General features: G+C 75.6%; 24 protein-coding genes. 16 read left to right on the forward strand and 8 right to left on the reverse strand.

The window, feature by feature from the left end:
• The first annotated feature begins 14 nt into the window (after positions 1-14).
• Entirely contained in the window at positions 15-941 is a 927-nt protein-coding gene (locus MTO91_RS12570) for a hypothetical protein (protein ID WP_476654597.1), read from the forward strand.
• A 79-nt stretch (positions 942-1,020) separates the two neighbouring features.
• Here MTO91_RS12570 and MTO91_RS12575 read toward each other — a convergent pair whose 3' ends face one another.
• The 4 genes from MTO91_RS12575 to MTO91_RS12590 form a co-directional block, all read right to left on the reverse strand.
• The gene (locus MTO91_RS12575) at positions 1,021-2,256 is read right to left on the reverse strand and encodes a hypothetical protein (protein WP_357546994.1); all 1,236 of its coding nucleotides are present in this window, start codon (positions 2,254-2,256) and stop codon (positions 1,021-1,023) included.
• An 89-nt stretch (positions 2,257-2,345) separates the two neighbouring features.
• Complete coding sequence (locus MTO91_RS12580; RefSeq protein ID WP_476654598.1) at positions 2,346-3,320, reverse strand: heme-dependent oxidative N-demethylase subunit alpha family protein; 975 nt, start codon at positions 3,318-3,320, stop codon at positions 2,346-2,348.
• Entirely contained in the window at positions 3,317-4,255 is a 939-nt protein-coding gene (locus tag MTO91_RS12585; protein WP_226369467.1) for a PDR/VanB family oxidoreductase, read from the reverse strand. Before MTO91_RS12585 ends, MTO91_RS12580 begins: the two co-directional genes overlap by 4 nt.
• On the reverse strand, positions 4,252-4,788 hold the full coding sequence (locus MTO91_RS12590; protein ID WP_476654600.1) for a dimethylamine monooxygenase subunit DmmA family protein: 537 nt from the start codon (positions 4,786-4,788) through the stop codon (positions 4,252-4,254). The genes MTO91_RS12585 and MTO91_RS12590 overlap by 4 nt, the downstream gene beginning before the upstream one ends.
• A gap of 157 nt (positions 4,789-4,945) precedes the next feature.
• Between MTO91_RS12590 and MTO91_RS12595 the strand changes: the two genes are divergently transcribed.
• The 3 genes from MTO91_RS12595 (at position 4,946) to MTO91_RS12605 (ending at position 8,009) form a co-directional block, all read left to right on the forward strand.
• Positions 4,946-5,824 carry a hypothetical protein gene (locus MTO91_RS12595; RefSeq protein ID WP_476654602.1) on the forward strand — a complete coding sequence of 293 codons (879 nt, stop codon included), beginning with the start codon at positions 4,946-4,948 and terminating at the stop codon, positions 5,822-5,824.
• A 55-nt stretch (positions 5,825-5,879) separates the two neighbouring features.
• Positions 5,880-6,542 (forward strand): SDR family NAD(P)-dependent oxidoreductase, encoded by a 663-nt coding sequence (locus tag MTO91_RS12600; RefSeq protein WP_100877922.1) that lies wholly within the window; start codon positions 5,880-5,882, stop codon positions 6,540-6,542.
• A 99-nt stretch (positions 6,543-6,641) separates the two neighbouring features.
• Entirely contained in the window at positions 6,642-8,009 is a 1,368-nt protein-coding gene (locus MTO91_RS12605) for an AI-2E family transporter (RefSeq protein ID WP_476654604.1), read from the forward strand.
• On the opposite strand, the gene MTO91_RS12610 is transcribed toward MTO91_RS12605, so the two are convergent.
• Both MTO91_RS12610 and MTO91_RS12615 read right to left on the reverse strand, forming a co-directional pair.
• A complete protein-coding gene (locus tag MTO91_RS12610) occupies positions 7,994-10,537 on the reverse strand; it encodes an HAD-IC family P-type ATPase (protein WP_476654605.1) in 2,544 nt (847 codons plus the stop codon). The genes MTO91_RS12605 and MTO91_RS12610 overlap by 16 nt on opposite strands.
• A gap of 82 nt (positions 10,538-10,619) precedes the next feature.
• The gene (locus tag MTO91_RS12615; RefSeq protein ID WP_476654607.1) at positions 10,620-11,792 is read right to left on the reverse strand and encodes an acyl-CoA dehydrogenase family protein; all 1,173 of its coding nucleotides are present in this window, start codon (positions 11,790-11,792) and stop codon (positions 10,620-10,622) included.
• A 125-nt stretch (positions 11,793-11,917) separates the two neighbouring features.
• Between MTO91_RS12615 and msrA the strand changes: the two genes are divergently transcribed.
• Positions 11,918-12,430 carry a peptide-methionine (S)-S-oxide reductase MsrA gene (msrA, locus tag MTO91_RS12620; RefSeq protein WP_073575069.1) on the forward strand — a complete coding sequence of 171 codons (513 nt, stop codon included), beginning with the start codon at positions 11,918-11,920 and terminating at the stop codon, positions 12,428-12,430.
• A 129-nt stretch (positions 12,431-12,559) separates the two neighbouring features.
• Positions 12,560-13,060, forward strand: coding sequence for a DUF4234 domain-containing protein (locus tag MTO91_RS12625; protein WP_476654609.1), 501 nt, complete (start codon positions 12,560-12,562; stop codon positions 13,058-13,060).
• 23 nt (positions 13,061-13,083) lie between these two features.
• Here the strand turns inward: MTO91_RS12625 and MTO91_RS12630 are convergent, their stop codons facing one another.
• Positions 13,084-13,656, reverse strand: a complete 573-nt coding sequence (locus MTO91_RS12630) for a L,D-transpeptidase (protein WP_476654610.1) — start codon at positions 13,654-13,656, stop codon at positions 13,084-13,086.
• Between the two features lie 314 nt (positions 13,657-13,970).
• Here MTO91_RS12630 and MTO91_RS12635 point away from each other — a divergent pair, with 314 nt between their 5' ends.
• Complete coding sequence (locus MTO91_RS12635; protein WP_251782835.1) at positions 13,971-14,549, forward strand: Rv1733c family protein; 579 nt, start codon at positions 13,971-13,973, stop codon at positions 14,547-14,549.
• A 34-nt stretch (positions 14,550-14,583) separates the two neighbouring features.
• Here the strand turns inward: MTO91_RS12635 and MTO91_RS12640 are convergent, their stop codons facing one another.
• Positions 14,584-15,033, reverse strand: coding sequence for a pyridoxamine 5'-phosphate oxidase family protein (locus tag MTO91_RS12640; RefSeq protein WP_476654611.1), 450 nt, complete (start codon positions 15,031-15,033; stop codon positions 14,584-14,586).
• Between the two features lie 81 nt (positions 15,034-15,114).
• Between MTO91_RS12640 and MTO91_RS12645 the strand changes: the two genes are divergently transcribed.
• The 9 genes from MTO91_RS12645 (at position 15,115) to MTO91_RS12685 (ending at position 23,924) form a co-directional block, all read left to right on the forward strand.
• Positions 15,115-16,098, forward strand: coding sequence for an AraC family transcriptional regulator (locus MTO91_RS12645; protein WP_476654612.1), 984 nt, complete (start codon positions 15,115-15,117; stop codon positions 16,096-16,098).
• An 11-nt stretch (positions 16,099-16,109) separates the two neighbouring features.
• Positions 16,110-17,060, forward strand: a complete 951-nt coding sequence (locus MTO91_RS12650) for a LysR family transcriptional regulator (protein ID WP_062394618.1) — start codon at positions 16,110-16,112, stop codon at positions 17,058-17,060.
• Between the two features lie 85 nt (positions 17,061-17,145).
• On the forward strand, positions 17,146-18,453 hold the full coding sequence (locus MTO91_RS12655) for an FAD-dependent oxidoreductase (protein ID WP_476654613.1): 1,308 nt from the start codon (positions 17,146-17,148) through the stop codon (positions 18,451-18,453).
• 55 nt (positions 18,454-18,508) lie between these two features.
• Entirely contained in the window at positions 18,509-19,789 is a 1,281-nt protein-coding gene (locus tag MTO91_RS12660; RefSeq protein ID WP_476654615.1) for an aconitase X, read from the forward strand.
• Entirely contained in the window at positions 19,786-20,223 is a 438-nt protein-coding gene (locus MTO91_RS12665) for an aconitase X swivel domain-containing protein (protein WP_062394624.1), read from the forward strand. Before MTO91_RS12660 ends, MTO91_RS12665 begins: the two co-directional genes overlap by 4 nt.
• Positions 20,220-20,660, forward strand: coding sequence for a Rieske (2Fe-2S) protein (locus MTO91_RS12670; protein WP_073575062.1), 441 nt, complete (start codon positions 20,220-20,222; stop codon positions 20,658-20,660). Before MTO91_RS12665 ends, MTO91_RS12670 begins: the two co-directional genes overlap by 4 nt.
• Positions 20,657-21,787: an amidohydrolase family protein gene (locus MTO91_RS12675; protein ID WP_179759994.1), complete on the forward strand. Its 1,131-nt coding sequence runs from the start codon at positions 20,657-20,659 to the stop codon at positions 21,785-21,787. Before MTO91_RS12670 ends, MTO91_RS12675 begins: the two co-directional genes overlap by 4 nt.
• The gene (locus MTO91_RS12680) at positions 21,784-22,899 is read left to right on the forward strand and encodes an amidohydrolase family protein (protein WP_337826166.1); all 1,116 of its coding nucleotides are present in this window, start codon (positions 21,784-21,786) and stop codon (positions 22,897-22,899) included. Before MTO91_RS12675 ends, MTO91_RS12680 begins: the two co-directional genes overlap by 4 nt.
• On the forward strand, positions 22,896-23,924 hold the full coding sequence (locus MTO91_RS12685) for an ABC transporter substrate-binding protein (RefSeq protein WP_073575059.1): 1,029 nt from the start codon (positions 22,896-22,898) through the stop codon (positions 23,922-23,924). The genes MTO91_RS12680 and MTO91_RS12685 overlap by 4 nt, the downstream gene beginning before the upstream one ends.
• Positions 23,925-23,967: the final 43 nt, after the last annotated feature.

Here is a 23,967-nt window from a genome sequence, read left to right on the forward strand (position 1 = left end):
CTAGCCTCGCCGGCATGACCGCACCAGCTGCCTCCCCGGTCCGCGGGGCCCGCCGCGCGATGATCGTCGCGGTGGTCGCCTCGCTGCTCGTCGCCTCGCTCTGCGGGATCGTCGCCCTGCTCGGCGGTGGCTTCGGTGACCTGCAGGCCCGCATCGTCGCGACCACCCTGATCGTCGCCGCGTTCGGCACCTCGGCGCTCTGCCACCTCGCCGTCGTCACCCGCGCCGTGCGGGCCCTCGGGTTCGCCGGCCTGGCGGCGAGCGTCGTCGCCGCGGGAGCCGCGCTGTGGCTGGTCTGGGGCGGCGACGGGCTCCTCGAGGGCGACGGCGACGGCTCGGTGCTGAAGGGCCTGCTGGTCGCGACGATCGTCGCGATCAGCCTGGCACACGCGAACCTGCTCCTCCTGCTCGCCGAGCGGCGCCGCACCGTGATCCGTGCGGGCCTCGGGCTGACGCTGGCCGCGATCGCCGTCGTCGCGACGATGCTGGCGCTGCCGGTGATCACCGACGGCGAGGTCGGCGACAGCGAGTGGTACTGGCGCTGGTTCGGCGTCGCGGGGATCGTCGACGCGCTCGGCACCATCGCCCTGCCGGTACTGGCCCTGGTCCTGCGCGGCCGGGGGCACGAGCCCGCCGCCACCGGGCCCCGGCCCGCGTCCGACGGGGACACGGGCACGCGGGCCGCGGCCCACGGCACCGCGTCGGCCGGTGCGCGGGCCGACGCGGCGGAGTCGGCGGCACCCACGGCCGCGGTGACGGATTCCGGCGGCGCCGGGGGCGACGACGTCGGCAGCCCGAGCACGACGTCGGACGTGGCGCCGGTCCGGATCGTGCTCGACCTGCCCGCGGACCTGGTCGCCCGGCTCGACGCCGCCGCGGACGGGCAGGCGCGGGACGCCGCGGCGCTGCGCGTGCTGCGGAACGCCCTCGTCCGGGGCTGACCCGCCGGATCCACGCAGGTTCCGGGTGCACCGCACCGCACCGCACCGCACGGCGGCCCCGGCGCGTCGCCGGTGCCGGTCAGGCCGGGGTGTCCCTGCCGCGGTCACCGTCGTCGGCCCGGTCCAGCCGTGCCCGCCGCTCCTGCTCCCGGCGGCTGTACGCGGCCTGGCGGACCGCCCCGTCGTCGGCGAACCCGGAACCCAGTGCCCCGGCGACCGTCCCCATGGACGTCGACAGCCAGGCGATCATGATCCAGTCGTCCGGACCGGACTCGCGCATCAGGGTCGAGGAGAGGTAGTCCGGCGGGATGACGAGGACCGCCGCGACCAGGGCCAGCACGAACAGCAGCGCGAACATCGCCAGCACCCCGCACGCCACGGTGATCACCGTCGAGAGGTTCGACAGCACCATCTCCTCGCGTAGCGAGCGGTGCCGTCGCGACTCCCACAGCCGGTTGTCGAGGATCAGCCACGCGGTCATCCCGACCAGGGCGATCAACATGACCGTCACCTGCCGGGCGGTCCCGAGCGCGGTCGCCAGCTCCCAGATGTTGGAGTAGAAGATCCCGAACGCGGCCCCGGCCGCCGCCGCGGCGATGGCGGGGGACAGGCTCGGCACCAGCCGCCACGGACGGTTCGCGCGGACCAGCCCGGCCAGCAGCCGGACCCGCCCGCGGAGCCCGGTCAGCGCGAGGCGGACGTCGATCTCGTCCTCCACCCCGCCGCTGCCGGCGTCGGCGTCGTCCGCGGGCCCGCGCCGGGCGTCGTGGCCGTCCGCGCGCCCCCGATCGCGGTCGCGGTCCCGGTGGCGGTGGTCGCCGTCGGTCCCGGCGCGGGGCCCCGGGTCGATGCGGGTCAGTGGCCCCGCATGACCGGCGTCCGGCGCCCCGCTCCCCTCGGCGCCCGCGCGGGCGGGGGGCACCAGGTGCCCGGTCACGAGACGGACCACCGTGTCGCGGCACCGCCGGTACTGGTTGATCGCGCCCAGCGCGGGCAGCGACACCAGGCCCACCCGGTGCCCGGTCCCGCCGTCGGCGACGACCGGGTCCGCCCCGGAGCGGCGCGGCAGGTCGGTGAGCAGCACGACGGCGTCGGCGCCGTCCCGCTCGCGCACCCGGTCGCCGATGTCGAGGGCGGGCAGCGCGCCGCGCTCGTCCAGGACGATCGGCTCGTCGGCGAGGCGGACCTCCCAGCGGGCGTCGTCGTGCTCCTCGAGCGCGGCGGGCAGGTCTCGGACGAGCCGGTGGGCGAGCTCGGTCGGCAGCCCGGGGTCGGCGACGAGGTCGAGCACGGTGGTACGGGTCGCGTCGGTCACGGCGCGCGAGGCTAGTTGCTGTCGGCCGAGTCCGGGTGGTGGGCGGCCGGGCGGTGCGGTGTGCCCGCCGCCGCCACCGCCGTTGCCGGTCAGGATCCGGCGCGCAACCATCCCGCGGCGATCGAGGCCAGCGGCTCCAGCTCCTTGTACTCCGCGACCTCCGGCGGCAGCGTCTCCAGGACCGACGCGAGGCGCTCGCGCCAGGCCGGTACCCGCGCGACCTCGTCGAGCGGAAGCAGGCGGACACCGATCAGGAACAGCACCGCGCCGGTCAGCGGCAGCCGCACCAGGTGCTGCACCTCGGTGCGCAGGTGGATCTGCCGGCCGGGGTCGGTGAGGTCGAGCCGGGTCCGGGCGGGCTGCCACAGCGGGGCGGCGTCGAGGGACAGGTCGCGGCGGTCGTCGGGCTGCAGCCCCCAGTTCAGACGGCGGTAGGCCTCGCCGGGGTGCAGCTGGAGCAGGAAGCGTTCGGCGCGCTCGAACACCCCACCGGGACCGTTGCCGGGGACCGGGCCGTGCAGCTCCCGGAAGCTCATGCCGGCGTCGAACCCGAGCGACCAGACCGAGGCGAACGCGACGGCACCGGCGTCGAGCCACAGCGCGTCGTCGCGGGCGCCGAGCACCACCACGTCCTCCGCGACGAGCCGGGACACCCAGCGCAACGGGTGCTCGGGCAGGGTGGCGTCGTCGCCGAACACGAACTCCTGGTCGGTGCCGGTGGCCGTGTCGCGGAACCGCCACCCACCCGTGCCGCCGGGCCGGCCGGGGGTGCGGGTCAGGGTGCAGGTGCCGGGCTGCTCGGCGGCGAGGCGCCCGAGCAGGTAGAGGCAGGCGTCCCAGCAGGTCGCGCGGGCGTGCGGTGCGGCGACGAACCGGGCGGGTTCGCGGTTCAGGGTCGACGCACGTTCGGCGGCGACGGCGGGACGGTCCGGGCCGTCGTGCACGATCCGCGCGCCCCAGGAGCCGGCCTCGGTACGGCGCTCCACCCCGGCCGGTTCGACGTTCGCGCTGATCCGGTAGGTCGGGTGCGGCAGCGGGAACGGGTAGTCGTCGACGCCGCTCACAGGTCCAGCTCCAGTGCGGGCCCGGCGGCGCGGGACACGCAGAGCGCCATCCGGTCGGCGCGCTCGTCGGCGGTCAGGACCGTGTCGCGGTGCTCCACCCGACCGTCGACGACGGGTGTCACGCACTCGCCGCAGACCCCGCGCCGGCACATCGCGGGCGCGGCGACCCCGGCGCGGTGCACGGCGTCGAGCAGGGTCTCGCGGGCACCGACCTCGACCGTGCGACCGCTGCGGCGCAGCACCGCACGGAACGGGGTACCGGGCCCGGGTTCGGCGACGAACGCCTCGGCGTGGATGCGGGCGTCGACCCAGTGCGCGGCGCGGGCGGTCCGCGCGGCCGCGGCGATCAGACCGGGCGGGCCGCAGGTGTGGACGTGGCTGCCGAACGGCGCAGTGGTCAGCAGCCGCTCCAGCGCGGCGTGGGCCTCGACGCGGCCGGTGGCCTCCACCAGCCGGTCCCCGCAGAGCGCGCGCAGCTCGTCGCGGTGTGGCGCGGGACCGGGGCGGTGGACGGTGAGCACCGTGAACGGGTTCCCCCAGAACGCGTGCCAGCGGGCGTGGGACAGGATCGGGGTCACCCCGATCCCGCCCGCGACGAGCAGGTGGTGGCGTGCGGTGTCGACCGGCGGGAACGAGGTGCGCGGCGTCGTCGCCACGACCGCATCGCCCGGGGCGAGACCGTGCGCCCACACCGAGCCGCCGCGGGAGTCCGGGCGTCGCGCGACCGAGACGTGCCAGCGGTCGGGTGCGGGGGACGGCGCGGTCAGCGAGTAGGAGTTCCAGCGGCCGGGCGCCCACTCGACGCCGATGTGGCCGCCGGGCGGGGCCGCGGGCAGCGGCCCGGTCCCCGGTGCGGCGGCGAGCTCCAGGGAACGGACGCCGGGCGCGGCGTCGGTGACCGCGGCGACCCGCAGGTGCACGGCGGGCCGGTTCACGGCGCCCGCTCCGGGGTGGGCGCGCCGAGGAACGCCGCGAGCCGGCGCGAGTGGTGTCCGGCGACGTGCAGCACGAGCCGGCAGCCGGGGCAGGCCACGGCGTCCCCGACGTCGGCGTGCACGACGACGCGGTGGTGGCAGTGTCCGCAGTGCACCGTCCGGTCCCGGGTGGAGTCGGTGATGTCGGTCGGGACCAGGACGAGCTCCGCGTCGAGGGCGCCCCGGTGCAGCGCCGCGGCGCGCACGGCCTGCACGACGGTCTCGGGGCCGGTGACCAGGATCCGGGTGCCGGTGACCAGCGTCGCGAGCTCCCGGTCCAGCAGGCCCGCCGGGTCCCCGCCGGTGGGCAGCCGGACCAGGCGGTCGGCGGGCCCGAGGTCGGGATCCGGCGCGGACCCGGCGACGACGACCAGGTGCGGCGCGTCGCCGCGGCCGGCCGGGCCGGCGTAGCGCGGCACCGTGGTCCGGCCCGGTGCGACGTGCGCGGACGGGGCGGCCGCGCCGGTGCGCAGCGGACGGACGGGATCGGCCATGACGGACGCGATGCTACGAGTGTCGGGTGAACGGTGGACGGCGCCCAGCGCATGCGCGGGTCGCCATTTCTGGTGACACTGTCGGGGAGTCGGTGACGATCTCGGCGCCGGCGCGATGCACTGCGTGAAGCGCCCGCACGCCGGAGAGGGGGACGTCATGGACGGCACGTCGTACCGCCCGCGGCACGCCCTGCGTGAGACCCCGCCCACGATCGCCGTCCCGGCGCAGCGGGGCGCCCCGCGGGGCGAGGCCGTGACCCGGCCGGAGGTCGACGGCCACCGCCACGTCGCACCGCAGCCGGAGGTGTCCGCCCACCGGATCGCCGTCCCGCAGCCCCGCCCGGCGCCGCCGACCACCGCGCCGCGGCACGGCACCGCGCCCTGGTGGGCGGCCGTCCCCGCACCCCGCGACGGAGCGGACCCCGCGCCGCCCGCCCCGGCCCCCGAGCGGCCCTGGTTCACCCCGGCCCCGGTCGTCGTCGAGCCCGCCGCCGGGCCCGGCGCCGACGGGAGGCTGCCCGGCTTCCCGGCCACGCTGTTGCCGCGCCGCCGTCGTCCGCTCGCGGTCGGCGCGGGTCTGGCCGCCGGGATCGCCGGGATGCTCGTCGTGTTCGCGGTGGTCGTCGGCGCCGCGGGTGCGGCGGGCCGCGGGATCGACGACGCCGCCACCGCGACGGCCGCGGTCGGCGACTGGCGCGCCGCGGGTGGTCAGGTGCACGTCACCGCGATCACCGAGGCCCTGCGCGACATCGCGCGCGCCGGGTCCGGCGGCGGGACCGTCGCGCTGGCCGAGGCCTGCCGCGACCTGCGCGACGAGGTCGCCTCCGCGCAGGCGTATCCGGCGATCCCGGACGCCGTCGCCCAGGTGTACTGGCGTGACGGGCTCGCCGCGGGCGCCGACGCCGCCCGGCACTGCATCGCGGGCGCCTCCCTCGGTGACCCCGGGCTGCTCGGCGACGCCGCCCAGGAGCTCAACGGGATGAGCACGCAGCTGGGCGCCGTCGCGGACCGGCTCACCCTGCTGTCGGGCGGCTGACCCCGCGGGCACCGCGGACCGTGCGCCTCCGCGCCACGACCCGCATGATCACGCCATGACCACCATCGCGATCGTCGGTGCCGGACCGGGACTCGGTGCGGCGGCGGCCCGGCGCTTCGGGCGCGAGGGGTTCGAGGTCGCCCTGATCGGACGGCGCCGCGACCGTGCCGAGGCGCTGGCCGCCGAGCTGGCCGACGACGGCGTCGCCGCGCACCCCTTCACCGCCGACGCCCGCGACCCCGCCGCCCTCGCCGCGACGCTGGAACGGGTCGCGGAGACCGTCGGCCCGGTCGAGGTGCTGCAGTACAGCCCCGCACCGCAGAAGGACTTCCTGCGGCCGCTGCTCGAGACCACCCCGGCCGACCTCGTCGGGCCGGTCGAGATGTCGGTGTACGGGCCGGTCGCGGCCGTGCACCAGGTGCTGCCCGGGATGCGCGCGCTGGGCCGCGGCACGGTGCTGTTCGTCAACGGCGGCAGCGGGGCCCGGCCGTCGTCGCGGGTGGCGGGCACCTCCATCGCCTTCGCCGGGCTCGGCGCCTTCGCGGCGATGCTGCACGACGAGCTGGCCGGCGACGGCGTGCACGTCGCCCAGCTGATCGTCCCCGGCGCGATCGAGCCCGGGCACCCCCGCAAGGACCCCGCCGTACTCGCCGGGACCCTGTGGACACTGCACCGCGACCGGCCCGCCGGGTTCCGCCATCTCGCCGACGACCTCTGAGCGCCCTCCGGGGTGTGGCGTGGGCGTTGCGGCGGGCACCGGGGCTCCTGCGCCGCTAGGGTTCCCGCCGCAGGTCGACCGGTACGAACGGAGTGGGTCATGGATTCGGGGTCGCAACCGGCCGCGCGCGCCGAGAACCGTGGGGCGCGGCGGGACCCGGCGGGGGGCGGGCTGCTGAGCCCGTCGCCGACGGCCCCGGCCGCCAGCCGCGGCACCGTCATCGGCAACGGGCTCACCTGGCTGGCGGCGTGGAGCCTGCGGGTCGCGCTCATCGCCGTCGGACTGGTGATCGTCGGCTACGTCATCGGCATGCTGTGGGTCGTCGTCTGGCCCGTCGTGCTCGCGATCCTGCTGGCCACCGTCCTGCGTCCGCCCGCGGCGCTGCTCATCAGGTGGCGGGTGCCGGCCGCGGCGGCCTCGGCGATCGTGCTGCTCGTCGGCATCGCCGCGGTGACCGGGCTGTTCGTGAGCATCGCGCCGTCGATCGCCGGGCAGACCCAGCAGATCGCCTCCGGGGTGATCGCGGCGCTCGGGCAGATCCAGCAGTGGGTGTCCGGGCCACCGCTGAACCTCGGCGACGGTCAGATCGGTGACATCGTCAACCAGGTCACCCAGCAGTTGCAGCAGAGCGCGACCGCCATCGCCGGCGGCGTCCTGACCGGGGTGTCCACCCTGGCGTCCGGGCTGATCTCGCTGGTGCTGGCGCTCGTGCTGACGTTCTTCTTCGTGAAGGACGGGCCCCGGTTCCTGCCGTGGCTGACCTCGATCACCGGGCGCAGCGCGGGCGGGCACATCGCCGAGGTGCTGCGCCGGATGTGGGACGTCCTCGGCGGCTTCATCCGCGTCCAGGCCCTGGTGAGCCTCATCGACGCCGTGTTCATCGGCATCGGCCTGGTGCTGCTGGGCATCCCGCTGGCACTGCCGCTCGCCGTGCTGACCTTCGTCGGCGGGTTCATCCCGATCGTCGGCGCGGTCGTCGCGGGCTCGCTGGCGGTGCTCATCGCGCTGGTCACGCAGGGCTTCGGCACCGCGGTCGCGGTGGCGGTGCTGGTCGTGGCGGTGCAGCAGATCGAGGGCAACGTGCTGCAGCCCTTCCTGCAGGGTCAGAGCCTCAAGCTGCACGGTGCCGTCGTGCTGCTGGCGGTGACGGCGGGCGGGTCGCTCGCCGGGATCGCCGGTGCGTTCCTCGCGGTGCCGGTCGCGGCCGTCGTCGCGGTGCTGCTGCGCTACCTGGGCGAGCAGATCGACCTGCGGGACCGCCGGTTCTCCGGTGTCGACGACGTCGCCGCGGGCACCCCGGTCACCGCCGTCGACGGCGCGGCCCCGGCCTCCGCCGCAACCGGCACCGGCACCGAGACCGGCACCGGCACGAAGACCGAGACCGAGACCGACACAGCCACCACCGGGAACGAGAACAAGACCGCCGTGCCCGCCCCGCCGGACTCCGCCCGTCAGGACGGCGGCTGACCGACCCGCCCGGGCAGCCGGTCGGTCCCCAGCATCCGGTCCATCAACCGGAACCGCAGCACCACCCACATCAGGGCGAACCAGCAGACCAGGACCGGCAGCACCACCAGGAACACCGGCCGCGCCGCGCCGGTGAGCCCGAAGTACGACGACAGCGTCGGGGTCCCGACCACGCCCGCGAACACCACGATCAGGCCCAGCACCAGCCAGGCCGGGCGACGGTCGGACACCGGCGCCGTCCACGCCGCGAGGAACCGGTGCGGCGGCAGCAGGAACAGGATCAGCACGAACGACGCCAGCCCCACGAACGTCGACAGCCCGGTCTGCGCGCCGAGCGTCGCGGCCGCACCGGCGAAGTCGGCGTCGGTGCCGTAGGTCAGCCCGGTGTAGCTCTGGAACTGGTCGATCACCTGCGCCGGGGTCCGCCCGCTGGTGAAGCCCTGCAGGATGCCCTGGTAGAGCACCGTGTAGACGACCGTCCCCGCGCCCGCGGTCACCACCGACGCCGGCACCACGAAGCGGGCGAGGTTGCCCAGCAGGTCCGGGTCCGGCTCGGACGGCGTCGCCCACAGCGTCAGGAACAGCGTGGGCACGCCGACGGTCAGCAGCGTCAGCCCGACCTGGGTGGGGGAGTAGGGGAACCCGAGCCCGAGCATGGTCACGGCCATGATCACCAGGCCCTGGGTGGCGACCCGGGTGAGGAACACGTACATCGACACGGCGATGCCGTCGATGATCCGGCGGCCCTCGGTGCGCGCCGGCAGCAGCGCGTCGAACGAGTCGTCGACGAGCACGATGTCGGCGACGTCGCGGGTCACCGCCGAGCCGCTGCGCATCGCGACGCCGACGTGGGCCCGTTTGAGGGCACGCGCGTCGTTCACCCCGTCACCGAGCATCGCGACGTGCGCACCGCCCCGGCGCAGGCTCGCGACGACCCGCTCCTTCTGCTCCGGGGTGACCCGCCCGAACACCGTGGTCCGGGCGACGAGCGCGTCGAGCGCGGCCCGGCCCCCGGCTGAGTCGTCGAGCTCCTCGATCTCGGACCCGGCGACCGCCTCACCCACGTCGAGTCCGGCCTTCGCGGCGAGCGCGGCGACGGTGCGCGGGTCGTCGCCCGAGAGCACCTTCACCGCGACCCCGTCCGCGGCGAACCGCTCCAGGGCGTCGGCGACGCCGGGACGCAGCTCGTCGGACAGCACCACCAGCGCCACCGGCTCCAGGGCGGGCAGGGTGGGACGGCCGTCGTCGTCGCGCAGCCCGGCGCCCGCCCGCGCGGCCCGGGCCAGCAGCAGCACCCGCAGCCCGGCGGTGGCACGGGCCTCCACCCGGTCGGCGACGGCGTCGGGGTCGCCCAGGTGCGGCGCGAGCGCGTCCGGGGCGCCGAGCACGAACGCCTCCCCGCCGGTGGTGACCTGCCCGGACCAGCGCAGCGACGAGGTGAACGCGACCTCGTCGCGCAGCTCCCACGGCGTGCCGGGCAGCGCCGCGGCGAGCGCGCCGGAGGTGAGGTTCGGGTCCGCCACCGTCGCCGCGAACCGCGCGAGCACCGGCCCCGGGTCGGTCCCGTCCAGCGGGTCGAGCCCGTCCAGGCGCAGCGCGCCGGTGGTCAGGGTGCCGGTCTTGTCGGTGCAGACGACGTCGACGTGGGTGACCGCCTCCACCGCGTTGACCTGCTGCACCAGCGCACCGCGCCCGGCCAGCCGCGCCGCGCCGCGGGTGTAGGCGACGGCGATCAGGAAGAACAGGCCGTAGGGGACCAGCCCGGACAGCACCGCGGTGATCTGCACGACCCGCAGCAGCGAGAACCCCTCCAGGAACGCCTGGGCCAGGATCGCGCCGCTCATCAGCACGACCAGCACCATGGTCAGCCGGACGACGAAGTCGATGCGCCGCTGCAGCGGTGTCGCCTCGGTGGTGTCCGCGCGGGCCTGCAGCGTCAACCGGCCGGCGTAGCTGTCGGCGCCGACGGCGGACGCGCGCTGGCGGGCGGTCCCGGCGACGCAGTGGCTGCCCGAGCGCAGCAGGTCGCCGGGGGTCTTGACGACCGGGTCGGACTCGCCGGTGAGCAGCGACTCGTCGGCCTCGACCCGCCCGGTCAGCACCGGCCCGTCGACGACGACCTGCTCGCCCGCCCGCACCACCAGCACGTCCCCGGCGACGACGTCGGCGGCGGGCACCCGCTGCTCGGCCCCGTCCCGCACGACGGTGACCTCCGCGGCGTCGAGCAGCTGCAGCCGGTCCAGCTTCCGCTTGGCCCGCATCTCCTGCACCGCCCCGACGACGGCGTTGACCAGGCCGAGACCGACGCTGGTCAGGGCGTCGCCGTAGCGGCCCAGCACCAGCAGGACCAGGCCGATCGCGAACAGGATCGTGTTGTAGGAGGAGAAGACGTTGGTGCGCAGGATCCGCCCGTAGCCGCGCGTCCCGGCGGTCACCGGCGCGTTCGTCCGGCCCGCCCGGCGCGCCGCGGCGACCTGTGCCGCACTCAGCCCGTCGTCGGGTGCCGCCTCCACGATCCCGGCCGCCACGCCGTCCCCTCCCCGCCGTCGGTCCCTCGAGTGGCGATCATGGCAGGCCCCGATGTGTGCCGACTGTGCGTGAGCTGAAGGCTCACCAGCGTTCCAGGCCCCCGCGCTTGACGAGCTGGGCGGCGATCACGTTGCGCTGGATCTCGTTGGTGCCCTCCCCGACGATCATCAGCGGGGCGTCGCGGAAGTACCGCTCGACGTCGAACTCGGTGGAGTAGCCGTAGCCGCCGTGGATGCGCACCGCGTCCAGGGCGACCTCCATCGCGGTCTCGGAGGCGAACAGCTTCGCCATGCCCGCCTCCATGTCGCACCGCTGTCCGGACTCGTACCTCCGGGCGGCGTGCAGGATCAGGGTCCGTGCGGCGGTGATCTTCGTGGCCATGTCGGCGAGGTGGTTGCCGACCGACTGGTGCTGCCAGATCGGCTTGCCGAACGACTCGCGTTCCTGGGCGTAGGCCAGGGAGTCGGCGAGCGCGGCGTCGGCGACGCCGAGTGCGCGCGCCGCGACCTGGATCCGGCCGGTCTCCAGGCCCTTCATCATCTGGGCGAAGCCGCGTCCGGGCTCCCCGCCGAGCACCGCATCGGCGGGGACGGCCATGTCGGTGAACACCAGCTCGCAGGACTCGACGCCCTTGTAGCCGAGCTTGGGCAGGTCCTTGGACACGGTCAGGCCCGGGCCGTGCTCGACGAGCACCACCGAGATGCCGCGGTGGCGCGGTTCGGCGGCCGGGTCGGTCTTGCACAGCAGCGCGATCAGCCCCGAGCGCCGCGAGTTGGTGATCCAGGTCTTGGCCCCGTTCACCACCCAGCCGTCGTCGGTGCGACGGGCGTGGGTCGTCATCGCCTGCAGGTCCGAGCCGCCGCCGGGCTCGGTCAGGGCCATCGTCGCGCGCAGCTCACCGGTCGCCATCCGCGGCAGGTACCGGTCCTGCTGCTCGCGGGTGCCGAAGGCGACCAGCAGCTTCGCGACGACGGTGTGCCCGCCCATCGCGCCGGCCAGGCTCATCCAGCCACGCGCCAGCTCGGCGGTGACCAGGGCGTAGCAGGGCATCGACACCGGGGCCTCGCCCCACGGCTCGGGCACGGCGAGCCCGAAGATCCCGAGCTGCTTCATCTGCTCGATGAGCTTCTCGGGATAGGTGTTCGCGTGCTCCAGTTCCCGCACCACCGGGCGGACGTCCCGGTCGACGAAGTCGCGCACCGTCTCCACGACGGCCCGTTCCTCGGTGGTCAGTTCCTCCGTGCCCGCTCCCATGTGTGTGAGCATCGGTCATCGGCGGGGCCGGCGCGAGACCGGGAGACCCGTCGTGCGCGACGGAACATCGGCGGTGCCCGCACCGTTGTAGCCGTCGAGACCCGATACAGGGAGGTTCAAGCCTGATGACCGAGACCGCGATCCTCGCCGGTGGGTGCTTCTGGGGTGTCCAGGAGCTGCTCCGCGAGCGCCCGGGCGTCGTGTCCACCCGGGTCGGCTACTCCGGCGACCCGAACACCCCGAACGCGACCTACCGGCGCCACGGCGACCACGCCGAGGCCGTCGAGATCGTCTTCGACCCGGAGCGGATCTCCTACCGCGAGATCCTGGAGTTCTTCTTCCAGATCCACGACCCGTCGACGAAGGACCGGCAGGGCAACGACATCGGCCGCAGCTACCGCTCCGCGATCTTCTACACGAGCGAGGAGCAGAAGGCGGTCGCCCTGGACACCATCGCCGACGTCGACGCGTCCGGGCTCTGGCCGGGCCGCGCGAGCACCGACGTCGAGCCGGCCGGTGACTTCTGGGAGGCCGAGCCGGAGCACCAGGACTACCTGCAGAAGTTCCCGTACGGCTACACCTGCCACTTCCCGCGCCCGAACTGGGTGCTGCCGCGGCGGGCGGCCAGCACGAGCTGACGTACCACCGCTCCCACCACATCGGGACCGGCCCGCGACCTGATGTCGCGGGCCGGTCCGGCGTGGTCTGCGCCGGACGGGGCTAACGGCCGGCTCGCGGACGGCGAGGTCGCCGGGGACGCAGCTCCGGTGCCGGGGCCGCAGGCCCACCCGGCGCCCGGTCCCCACAGCGGCCCGGGTACGGGACTCGACCCGTGGCGCCCCGGCGAGCTCGCGGCGCCGCCGCACGCCCCGGTCGGGCTGGCGATGAAGCGCCGCAACCCGGTCGCGGTGTGGCTCGGCCTGCCGCTGATCACCCTCGGCATCTACGGGCTCGTCTGGTACTACAGGATCCACCGCGAGATGGCGGAGTTCGACCGGCGCCGCCAGGTGCCGGTCGCCGGGCCGCTGCTGGTGCTGCTGTTCCTGGGCTGGACGGTCGTGGCGCCGCTCGTGTCGTTCTACAACACGGGGCAGCGGATCGCCGACAGCCAGCGCTCCGCGGGCCTGCCCGTCACCTGCAGCCCGGTCGTCGGGCTGCTGCTGTGCTTCGTGTTCGGCCTGCAGACCCTCTACTACCAGATCGAGCTGAACCGGGTGGTCGACGCCTACCGGGCGCCCGAGGGCACCCGGATCGTCCTGCCGGGCTGACCCGCGGACCGGGTCGGTGCGGCTCAGGCCCGGCCGTGGGCCTCCGCGCGGTGCCTGCGTTCCACCGACCCCTTCACGACCTGCACCTTGTCCCCGACCTGCAGGGTGTCGAAGAAGCGCTGCGCGTCGCGGGCGCCGAGCTTGACGCAGCCCGCCGACTCGCGGCTGAGGTCGCCGCCGTGGAAGGCGATCCCGCCGTCGGCGAAGAACACCGACCACGGCATCCGCGCCGGGCGGCCGTCCGGGCCGGGGAACTCGCCGCTGCGGTGGTCGGCCTCCTTGCGGTACACCCGGAACGAGTGCCCGACCGGGGTGGCCTTCCCCTCGCCCCCGGTGGTGACTCGGAACGGTCCGCCGGTGACCTTCCCGTCGCGGACGAGCCACGCCTGCCGCGTCTCCAGGTCCACGCACGCCCGCACCGACGCCGCGCACGGTGTCCCGGGGACGGCGGGCTCGGCGTGGGCCTGCGCGGCGACCCGGCTCTGCTCCGGGTCGGCGGTGGCGATCGCGGTGCCACCCAGCCCCACCCCGGCCACGAGCACGAGCCCGGTCACCAGAACGCCACGACGGCGATGGAGCCGCTCGGTCCGGGACATGCCCACCTCCACGTCACAGATCACCCACCCGGGTGACATCGGGGCAGACGCCCGTCGGAGTGCCGCGGTTGCCCGGGCGCGCCCCGCGGCGGCGAATGGGCTGCGGTGCACGGCGAACGGGTGGGTGGCGGGCCCGGCGGCGGATCGTTGCGCGGCCGACCGCCCGGGTACGGAAGGGGACCGCACGGCGTCCGGTGGGCGTGATCTCCGTCCCGGGGGGATGTCACGGGGCGATAACGGGGGTAGTCCTCGGTGATCGCCCCCTCACCCGCGGTGGTGGGGAGGACCCGTCGTGACCGACCCCAGGAGGAACGATGCGCGCAGCCGACCCGCCGGGCTCCGAGCCGGGACCCGCTGACCGGCTCCGTCGTCGGGCGTCCCGTCGCGAGGACCTGCTCGCGGTGGTGCTCGGGCTGCTCGCCGCCTGCGGGCTGGTCGTGGCGTGGCTCGCCGGTGCCGCGGCCCACGGGTCGGTCCTGGAGCGGGGCGCGGTCGAGGCCCGTGAGCGCGTGCCGGTCGCGGCGACGGTCACCGCGCGGGCGAGCGCGGTGGGCGACCTGCAGACCGGCCAGCAGTCGCTCACGCTGAGCTGGACCGGCCCCGACGGGCTGCCGCACTCGGGCGGCAGCACGCTGCCCGGCGTCCACGACGTCGGTGACCGGGTGCCGGCCTGGGTCGGCACCGACGGCCGGCTGGCGCCGCCGCCGTCGACCCCCGCCGACGCCGTCACGGTGGCCGTCGCCGCCGGGTTCCTCACCGCCGTGGTGTGGGCCGCCGTGGTGTGGGTCGCCGGGCGGCTGGTCTTCGCCTGGAACGGGCGTGCGTTCGCCCGTGCCTGGGCGGAGGACTGGGCGGCCGTCGAGCCCGCGTGGTCGGGCCGCCGCACCCCCTGAGCCGCGCGCCCGGAGCGGCGGGGTCGGGCCGGGGTCAGAACATCAGCCGCCGCACCCGCTCGGGGTGGATCACCAGCCGCACCTGGTCCTCGGCGAGGATCGCCGCGAGGTCCGCGGCGCGTGCGGGGTCGTCGAGGTCCCAGTAGCGCTGCGCCAGCCGCTGCGCCAGCGCGTGTGCCCCGTCCGTCTCGACGGTCGTGGAGCCGTCGACCGCGACCCAGCGCTCGCGTTCCCCGACCGGCGCGGCGACGACGAGCGAGGCCCGCGGGTCCCTGCACCTGCGGCGGATGTGCAGCGACTCCGGCCCGGTGAACAGCTGCACGGTGCCGTCGTCGGTCGCCTCGAACCAGACCGGGCGGGGCTGCGGCGGGACCGGGCCGCCCGCGACGCTCAGGAAGCCGTGCAGCGGGCGGGCGAGGAAGACGCGGTCGTCGCCGGTGAGTGCGGTGCGGCTGTCGGTACTGGGGGTGTCGGTGGTGGGCATGGGTCCACGACACCACGTCGGCACGGACGACGACATGGGTGAGACGCCGGAACTCCTGTCCGGTCGTCTAACCTCGGTGCGGTGGACCCCTTCGGTGACCTCGTCCGCGGGCTGCGGTCGCACGGCTCGCTGTTCGGCAGCACCACCCTGACCCCGCCCTGGTCGCTGCACTTCGTCGACGGCGCACCGCTGACCCTGTGCGCCATGCTGACCGGCGCGGGGTGGATCCTCGTCCCCGGCGCCGACCCGGTGCGGCTGGCCGCGGGGGAGACCGCCGTCGTGCGCGGCCCGGCCGGTTTCCACGTGGTCGACGAGGTCGGCACCCCGGCCGAGCCGATCGTCTGCGGCGTGGACTGCGCGACGCCCGACCAGGGCGGCACCCGCCACCGGCTCGGCTGGCACGACCCGGCGCCGGCCCCGGGCAGCGGCGCGAGCACCCTGATCACCGGGGCCTCCCCGGCCGGGGGCGAGGTCGGCGCCCGGCTGCTCGACGCGCTCCCGCCGGTGCTGCGGGTCGGTGCCGGGGGCAGCGGGGACACGGTGCTCGACCACGTCGCCGCCGAGGTCGCCGTCGACGCCCCCGGCCGGCAGGTGGTGCTCGACCGGCTCCTGGACTGGCTGCTGGTCTGCACCCTGCGCGAGTGGTTCGACCGGCCCGACGGACGTCGTCCGCGGTGGTGGACGGCCCAGCACGACCCGGTGGTCGGGCGGGCGCTGCGGCTGCTGCACGCCGACCCCGCCGCGGCATGGACCGTCGCCGGGCTCGCCGCCGCCACCGGGGTGTCCCGGGCGACGCTGGCCAAGCGGTTCACCGACCGGGTGGGCGAGCCGCCGCTGACCTACCTCACCGGCTGGCGGATGACCCTGGCGGCGGACCTGCTGCTCGCCGAGCCCGGCGCGCCGCTGGCCGGGATCGCGCGCCGGGTCGGGTACGCCGACCCGTTCGGCTTCAGCGCGGCCTTCACCCGGGTCCGCGGCGTCACCCCGAGCGCGTTCCGCCGGGGTGAGCGGCAGGGCGGACGGCACGGTGACCGGGTGGGTGCTCCGGACGGGGTGAGCGGCTAGCCTGCGGCGCCGTGACGACCCCGCCGACGGTCCGGCTGGCCAACCTCGACCTCAACCTGCTCGTCTCGCTGCGCGAGCTGCTGCGCGAACGCAACGTCACCCGCGCCGCCGCCCGCATCGGCATCTCCCAGCCCGCCGCCAGCGCGGCCCTGTCCCGGCTGCGCCGCCACTTCGACGACGACCTGCTGTCCCGCCACCCCGGCGGCTACGTCCTCACCCCGCTCGCCGCCCAGCTCGTCGAGCAGGTCGAGGGCGTCTGCTCGGCCGCCGAGCGGCTGTTCGGCACCGGCCACGGCTTCGACCCGTCGAACGCCCGGCGCGGGTTCACCCTGCTCGTCGCCGACTACACCGTCGCCGTGCTCGGGCCCGCGCTGTCCGCGGCGGCGGCCCGGCGCGCCCCCGGCATCGAGCTGCGGCTGCGGTTGGTCCGCGAGTCGTTCTCCGCCGACATCGGCGAGACGATACGGCTCATCGACGGCCTCATCGCCCCGCCCGCCGCCCGCTTCGAACGGCCCGAACTGCGCTCCACCGCCCTGTTCGACGACCGCTGGGTCTGCGTCGTCGACGCCGACAACCCGGTCGCCGCCGGGCCGGACCCGACCCTGGACCTCGACGAGCTCGCCGCGATGCCCTGGGTGGTGCCGTTCGCCCCGGACCGCGGCATGTCGGCGGCCGCGCCGATGACCCGCCAGCTCGCCCGGCTCGGCGTCGAACCCGACATCAAGGTGCGGGTGGAGAGCTACCTGTCGGTGCCCTACCTGGTCGCCGGGACCGACCGCGTCGCACTGCTGCAGGAGCGGCTCGCCCGCCAGGTCGCCGACCGCCTCGGGCTGGTGGTGCTGCCCTGCCCGGGCGATCCCGGACCGATCCGCGAGCGCCTCTGGTGGCACACCGACCTCGACCCGGACCCGGCCCACCGGTGGCTCCGCGAGCTCATCGTCGAGCTGTCGGCGACCCTGTAGAGCTGCGACTATTCGTCCGGTCGATGGTCCGGCAGGTGAACGTTCTATTTCCGGGGTGGCGCGCCCCGTTCCTAGTGTGTGAGCCATGCCTCACCCGCTGACGCCCCTGCCGGTCCACACCGTGATCCGGGACGCCCCACTGCGCGCCGGCGACCCGGCCGAGCACGCGGTGACCGCCGACGTCTGCGTCGTCGGCTCCGGCATCGCCGGGCTCTCGGCCGCCGTCGAGTCCGCCCGCCTCGGCCGCGACGTCGTCCTCGTCGACGCGGCCCCCGTCCTCGGCGGGCAGATGGTCAACTCGCTGATCGGGCTGTTCTGCGGGGTCTACGGCAACGGTCCCGAGTTCCGGCAGCTGACCCACGGCGTGTTCGACTCCATGTTCGCCGACCTCGAGGCCGGCGGCGACCTGTTCCGCCGCACCGGCCACACCCTCACCGTCGGCTACGACGAGGTGCGCCTCGGCCGCTGGGTCGAGGACACCGTCCGTGCCCACGGCATCCGGGTCCTCACCAACGCCACCCTCACCGGCGTCGAGCGTGACGGCGACCGTGTCCTCGGCGCCCGCTTCGCCACCCGCTACGGCGCCGTCGACGTCACCGCGGCCGGGTTCGTCGACGCCAGCGGCGACGCCGCGCTCGCCTGGGCCGCGGGCCTGGAGTGCCGCCTGCCCGACCGGGAGATCTACGGCAGCCAGCAGCTCGTCGTCGAGCACCTGGACACCAGTGCCGCACCGGAGCCCGGCGAGCTCGCCGCCCGGGTCGCGGCCAAGGCCGACCAGTACGGCCTGCTCCGCCGCGACGGCCTCGCCTTCTACTTCCCCGGCCGCGACACCGCGGTGCTCAACATGACCCACATCGAGGCGCCGCTGGACCCGATCGCCGCCGCCGAGGCCCAGCTGGAGGGCAAGGCGCAGGCCGACCGGGTCGTCGAGTTCCTGCGCGCGGAGTTCCCGGAGGTGTTCGGCAAGGCCACGGTGCGCTCCTACGGGCTGCCCGGCCGTCGCCAGACCCGCTGGATCGCCGCCGCCCACCAGCTCACCGTCGAGGAGGTGCGCGCCGGGGTCCGCTTCGACGACGCCGTCGCCCGCACCGCCTGGCCGATCGAGCTGCACGACAGCCCCGACGGCTACGTCTGGGAGACCTTCGACGCCGACCACCTGCACTACGTGCCGCTGCGCTCGATGCTGCCGCCCGCCGCGTCGAACCTGGTCGCCGCGGGCCGTTGCATCGACGGCGACGCCGCGGCGCTGTCGAGCGTGCGCGTCATGGGGCCGTGCGCGGCGATGGGCCACGCGGCCGCGCACGCCCTCGACCTCGCCGGACCGCAGGGCAGCCTGCACGACGTGCCCTCCGACGCCCTGACCGACCGGATCCGGGAGAACGTCGGGGACTGACCCGTCCCACCGCCACCACCACCAGGAGACAGGCAACGATGCCCGGAGGCGCCCCGTGATACTCACCGACGACGACCGCAGGATGCTCGACGGAGCCGAGGGGCCCGCCGTCGCCGCCGCGATGGACCTGCTCACCCGCTACGCCGAGGCACTGGACGCCGAGCGGTTCTGCTCGGTCCGCAACGTGGCCGGGACCGCCACCCAGCCCTCCCCGCTCAAGGCCGCACTGGTGGCCGAGGGCGGCTGGGACCGCGCCTTCTCGGTGATCAACCTCGACAGCGACGAGACCCACGAGATCCCGCCGATGGCGGTGCCCACCTGCCAGCTCCAGCAGGGTTTCGGCGCCGACGCGGCCGCCGTCGCGCCCTACCCGGCACAGTTCGTCGAGCTGCAGGCCGACGCCGAGACCTTCTACGGCCGTCGCGGCGTCTCCATCCTCGCGACCTGCACGCCGTACCAGGTCGGGAACCTCCCGGTCCGCGGCGAGCACTGCGCCTGGATGGAGTCCTCCGCGGTCGTCTACGCCAACTCGGTGCTCGGGGCCCGCACCAACTGCGAGGGCACGGCGTCGACCGGCGCGGCGAGCCTCACCGGGCGCGTCCCGTGCTGGGGCAACCACCACGACGAACACCGCCGCGGCACCCACCTGGTCCGGGTCGACACCCCGGTCGGCGGGTTCCTCGACTGGGGCCTGCTCGGCTACTTCACCGGCGACGTCGTGCAGGAGGCCCGCCCCGTCGTCACCGGGGACCTCGCGCTGCCCGACCTCACCGACCTGAAGCACTTCGGCGCCGCGGCCGCGTCCTCCGGCGGGGTCGAGATGTACCACGTCCCCGGCGTCACCCCCGAGGCACCGACCGTCGAGGCCGCGTTCAGCGGCAACCTCCCGGCCGACGCGGTCGTCTACGGCGCCGCCGAGCGGGCCGCCACCTACGCCCGGCTCAACGACCAGGGCACCAGCGCGTGCGTCGACTTCGTCCTGCTCGGCTGCCCGCACGCCTCGCTCGACCAGATCCGCGACGTCGCCCGGCTCCTCGACGGCCGCAGGCTGCACGACGGCACCTCGTTGTGGATCATGGCGCCGCGGGCGCTGGCCGCGGTGGCCGAGCGCAGCGGCTACACCGCCACCATCGAGGCCGCCGGCGCGAAGGTCCTCACCGACTCCTGCCCGGCGATGTCCCGCCTGGCCCCGCCCGGGACCCGGGTGTTCGCCACCGACTCCGCCAAGCAGGCCCACTACCTGCCCGCGATCCTCGGGATCGAGGCGTGGTTCGGCACCACCGAGGACTGCGTGCAGGCCGCGACCACCGGCCGCTGGTCGGGTGAGCTGCGATGACCGCGACGGTCGGGACCGTCCTGCGCGGACGGACCGTGGTGCCCGGCGTGGTCACCGGCGAGGCGCTGGTATCCCCAGAGACCATCTCCGGCTGGGGCGGCATCGACCCGGCGACCGGCACGATCGTCGAGGCCCGGCACGCCCTGCAGGGCGTCTGCTTCACCGGGAAGATCCTCGTGTTCCCCGGCGCCAAGGGGTCCTCGGGCTGGTCGGCCTTCTTCCAGAGCACCCGGCTCCTCGGCACCGCCCCGCTCGGGATGGTCTTCACGGTCACCACGACGAAGGCCGCGCTCGGCGCCGTCGTCACCCGGGTCCCGGCCCTGGCCGACCTCGACGCCGACCCGGTGCAGGTCCTGCGCACCGGCGACCGCATCCGGCTCGACGCCACCGCGGGCACGGTCGAGCTGCTGGCCAGGGCGGGGGAGGGGACGTGAGGCTCGCCGTGCTGCCCGCCGACGAGCTCGCCCCCGGCGAGCACCGCGTGGTGCGGGTCGGCACCCGCTCGATCGGCGTCTTCCGGGTCGGCGACGACTACTACGCCCTCGCCGACCACTGCCCGCACCAGGGCGGCCCGCTGTGCCGCGGCTCCGTCGCCGGGGCACCGGTGGCGACCGGCCCCTCGGACGTGCGGCTCGACGAGGGCCACGTGCTCGTCGCCTGCCCCTGGCACGGCTGGGAGTACGACGTGCGCACCGGCCGCTCCTACCAGCCCGGCGACGCGCCCGCCCGCAGCCTCCCGGCGTCGGTCGAGCCGGGCCCGCCGGGCATGACACCCGGTCCGTACACCGCCGAGACCTTCGAGGTGACCGTCGAGGACCGCTGGGTGGTCGTCGACACCGGCCGCCGTCCCACCACCGAGGAGGCGTCATGACCAGCACCGCACCCGTCACCGGCCGGGCCCCCGCCCGGCGTCGCGCCCGGACCCCGATCGTCGACGCCGACATCCACCCGGTCGTCACCGCCGACCGGCTCGCGGCCGCGCTGCCCGAGCCCTGGCGGCGCCGGTTCCTGCGCTTCGGGCTGCGCGGCGCGCCGCCGCCCGCGGTCTACCCCCGGGTCCGGCACGGCGGCATGCGCCGCGACTCCCATCCCGAGGCCGGCCCGCCCGGCAGCGCCGTCCGGCCCCCGGGCAGTGACCTGGACCTGATGCGCAGCCAGCTGCTCGACCCCTACGACGTCGTCGCCGGGGTGCTCATCCCGATGCAGGGCCACACCGCGGGCGCCGAGGAGCCCGCGTTCGCGGCTGCGCTGTGCCGCGCGTACAACGACGTGCTGGTCACCGACTGGCTCGACCCCGAGCCGCGGCTGCGGGCCAGCATCTGCATCCCGCACGAGTCGCCGGCGGAGGCCGTCGCCGAGATCGAGCGCCGCGCCGCGGACCCGCGGTTCGTGCAGGTCCTGTTCCCCAGCGGCACGTTCCTGCCGTGGTCGGACGCCAAGTACCGGCCGATCTACGCCGCGGCCGCCGCGCACGGGCTGCCGGTGGCGATCCACCTCGGCGGCACCGAGGGCCACCGCGGGGACGGCTGGCCGTCGTTCTACCTGGAGCAGCACGCGTGGTACGGCAACGCCGTCGCCGTCGCGCTGACCGGGCTGGTCGCCGGCGGCGTCCTCGAGGCGGTGCCGGACCTGCAGTTCGTGCTCGTCGAGGGCGGGGTGTCCTGGCTGCCGTCGCTGCTCTGGGGGCTCGACGACGCCTGGGAGCTGTGCCGCGACGACGTCCCGTGGCTGACCCGCCCGCCGTCGGAGATCGTGCGCGAGCGGGTGTGGTTCACCACCCAGCCGATCGACGAGCCGCCGGTGCCCGCACACCTGGCGACGACCTGGGAGCAGACCGGGATGACCGACCGGATCCTGTTCTCCTCCGACTACCCGCACTGGGACTTCGACGACCCGATCACGGCGCTGCGGGTGCTGCCCGCGGCGCTGCGCCGGCCGATGGCGGCCGCCAACGCCGCCCGCCTCTACGGCCTGACCCTGCCCGGGAGCGAGGAATGAGCGCCGATCCGCCCGAGGAGTTCGTCGACGCCGACACCCACGTCGCGCCGGCGTCGTTCGCCGACCTCGCGGGACTGCTGAGCCCGTACTGGCGCGACTACGCGGCGGGCGCCGCACTGCGCGCCGACCCCGTCCAGGGTGGCGCCTACCCGCCCGCGATGGTCGACGGGCCCGCCCCGCACGACGTCGCGGCCCTGCGGGCCGCGGTTCTCGACGCTCCCGCACCCGGGAGCGGCCGGGTCGGTACGGCGGTCCTGACCTGCACCACCGCGTTCGACGTCAGCCGCAACCACGCCTTCGAGGCCGCCCTGTGCCGGGCGGTGAACACCTGGACCGCGCAGCAGTTCCTCGACCACGAGCCCCGCGCCCGCGGCTCGGTCGCGGTGCCGCTCGGCGACCCGGCCGCGGCCGTCGCCGAGATCGAGCACTGGGCGGCCGACCCGCGCTTCGTACAGGTGCTGCTCCCGGTGCGCGGGCACGACCTGCGCTGGGGGCACCCGGTGTTCCGGCCGGTCCTCGCCGCGGCCGCCGCGGCCGGGCTGGTCGTCACCCTGCACGCCTGGGGCCGGGTCGGCAGCGCCCCGACCACGACCGGGTTCACCCACACCTACCTGCAGGACTACCTGTCCCACGGGCAGGTCGCCCAGTCCCAGCTGGTGTCACTGGTCGCCGAGGGCGCCCTCGGTGCGCTGCCGGGGCTGCGGGTGACCGTCGCCGAGTGCGGCTCGTCCTGGCTGCCGCCGCTGCTGTGGCGCCTGGACAAGGAGTGGCGCGGCATCCGCCGCGAGGTGCCGTGGGTGGACCGGATGCCGTCGGAGTACGTCCGCGAGCAGGTCCGGTTCACCACCGCACCGGTCCACCTGCCGCGCGATCCCGGCGAGCTGCACGACGCCCTGGACGTCCTGGGCGCCGCCGGGCTCCTGCTCTACGCCGGTGACCACCCGCACCGCCACGGCGACGGGGTGGCCCGTCTCCTCGCCGCCCTCGACCCCGCCGCCCGGGCCGCGATCCGCCGCGGCAACGCCACCGCGTGGTACCGCAGCACGGACACCGTCGCCCCACCCGCGCCGTCCCTCGCGTCGACCCAGCACGCACCGGAGGTCCCCCGATGACCCGCACGACGACCCGGCTCGCCGCGGTCCTGCTCGCCGCCTGCCTCGCACTCGCCGGATGCGGCGCGGGCGGCGGTGAGGACGGCCGCGACCGGATCACCTTCCTCAACATCCTGCCGATGGAGTCGCTCGGCTACGCCGCCGAGATGATCGCCGACACCAAGGGCTTCTTCGCCGCCCACGGTCTCGACGTGACCTTCGAGGCCACCCAGGGCTCGGCGCCGGCCATCCAGACCCTGCTCGCCGGGTCCGCGGAGATCTCCCGGATCGGCGACATCGAGACGATGGTCGCCGCGGGCGAGCGCGGTGCACCGCTGGTCGCGATCGGCGGTGTGGTGCACAACGGGCCGCTGCGTCTGGTCTCCTCGCAGCGGGCGCCGGTGACCGACGCCGCGCAGCTGCGCGGCAAGCTGGTCGGGACGCCGTCGGAGGGCGGCACCAGCTCGATCACCCTCGACCTCGTCGCCGGGTCGGCCGGGATCGCCCCCGCCGAGCTGCGCCGCCAGGTCGTCGGGCTCAGCCCCGGCGTGTTCGACCTGGTGAACACCGGCCGCGTCGACGCGTTCATCGTCTCGCTCGACACCGCGATGCTGCTGCAGGCGACCCGGCCCGAGGCCGTCGTCTACGACCCCAACGACGCCATCTCCGCCGGGTCGCAGATCTACGCCACCTCGAAGGCCACCGCCACCGACCCGCAGGAGCAGGACAAACTGCGCCGCTACCTCGCGGCGATCGCCGACGCCACCGCGTTCATCACCGCCGACGAGGGAGGCGGCTTCGCCGAGACGATGCAGCTCATCGGCTCGAAGTACCAGGTCTCGGCGCTGGACCGGCCCGAGGTCGCCCGCGCCGCCCTCGCGTCCTATGTCGACGGCTACGCGGCGGGCCAGGGCCCGACCGGCATCGCCCCGCAGCGCTGGCAGGCCACCTACGACGAGGTGTCCTCGGTCGGTCAGGTCCCCGCCGGCCTGGACCCGGCGCAGTGGCTCGACGCCGGCCTCAACGGCACGGAGGGCACCCGATGAGCACCCCGACGACACGACGGTCCCCGGCAGCGGAGCAGGAGAC

The organism is Pseudonocardia sp. 2-7 (assembly GCF_056341085.1).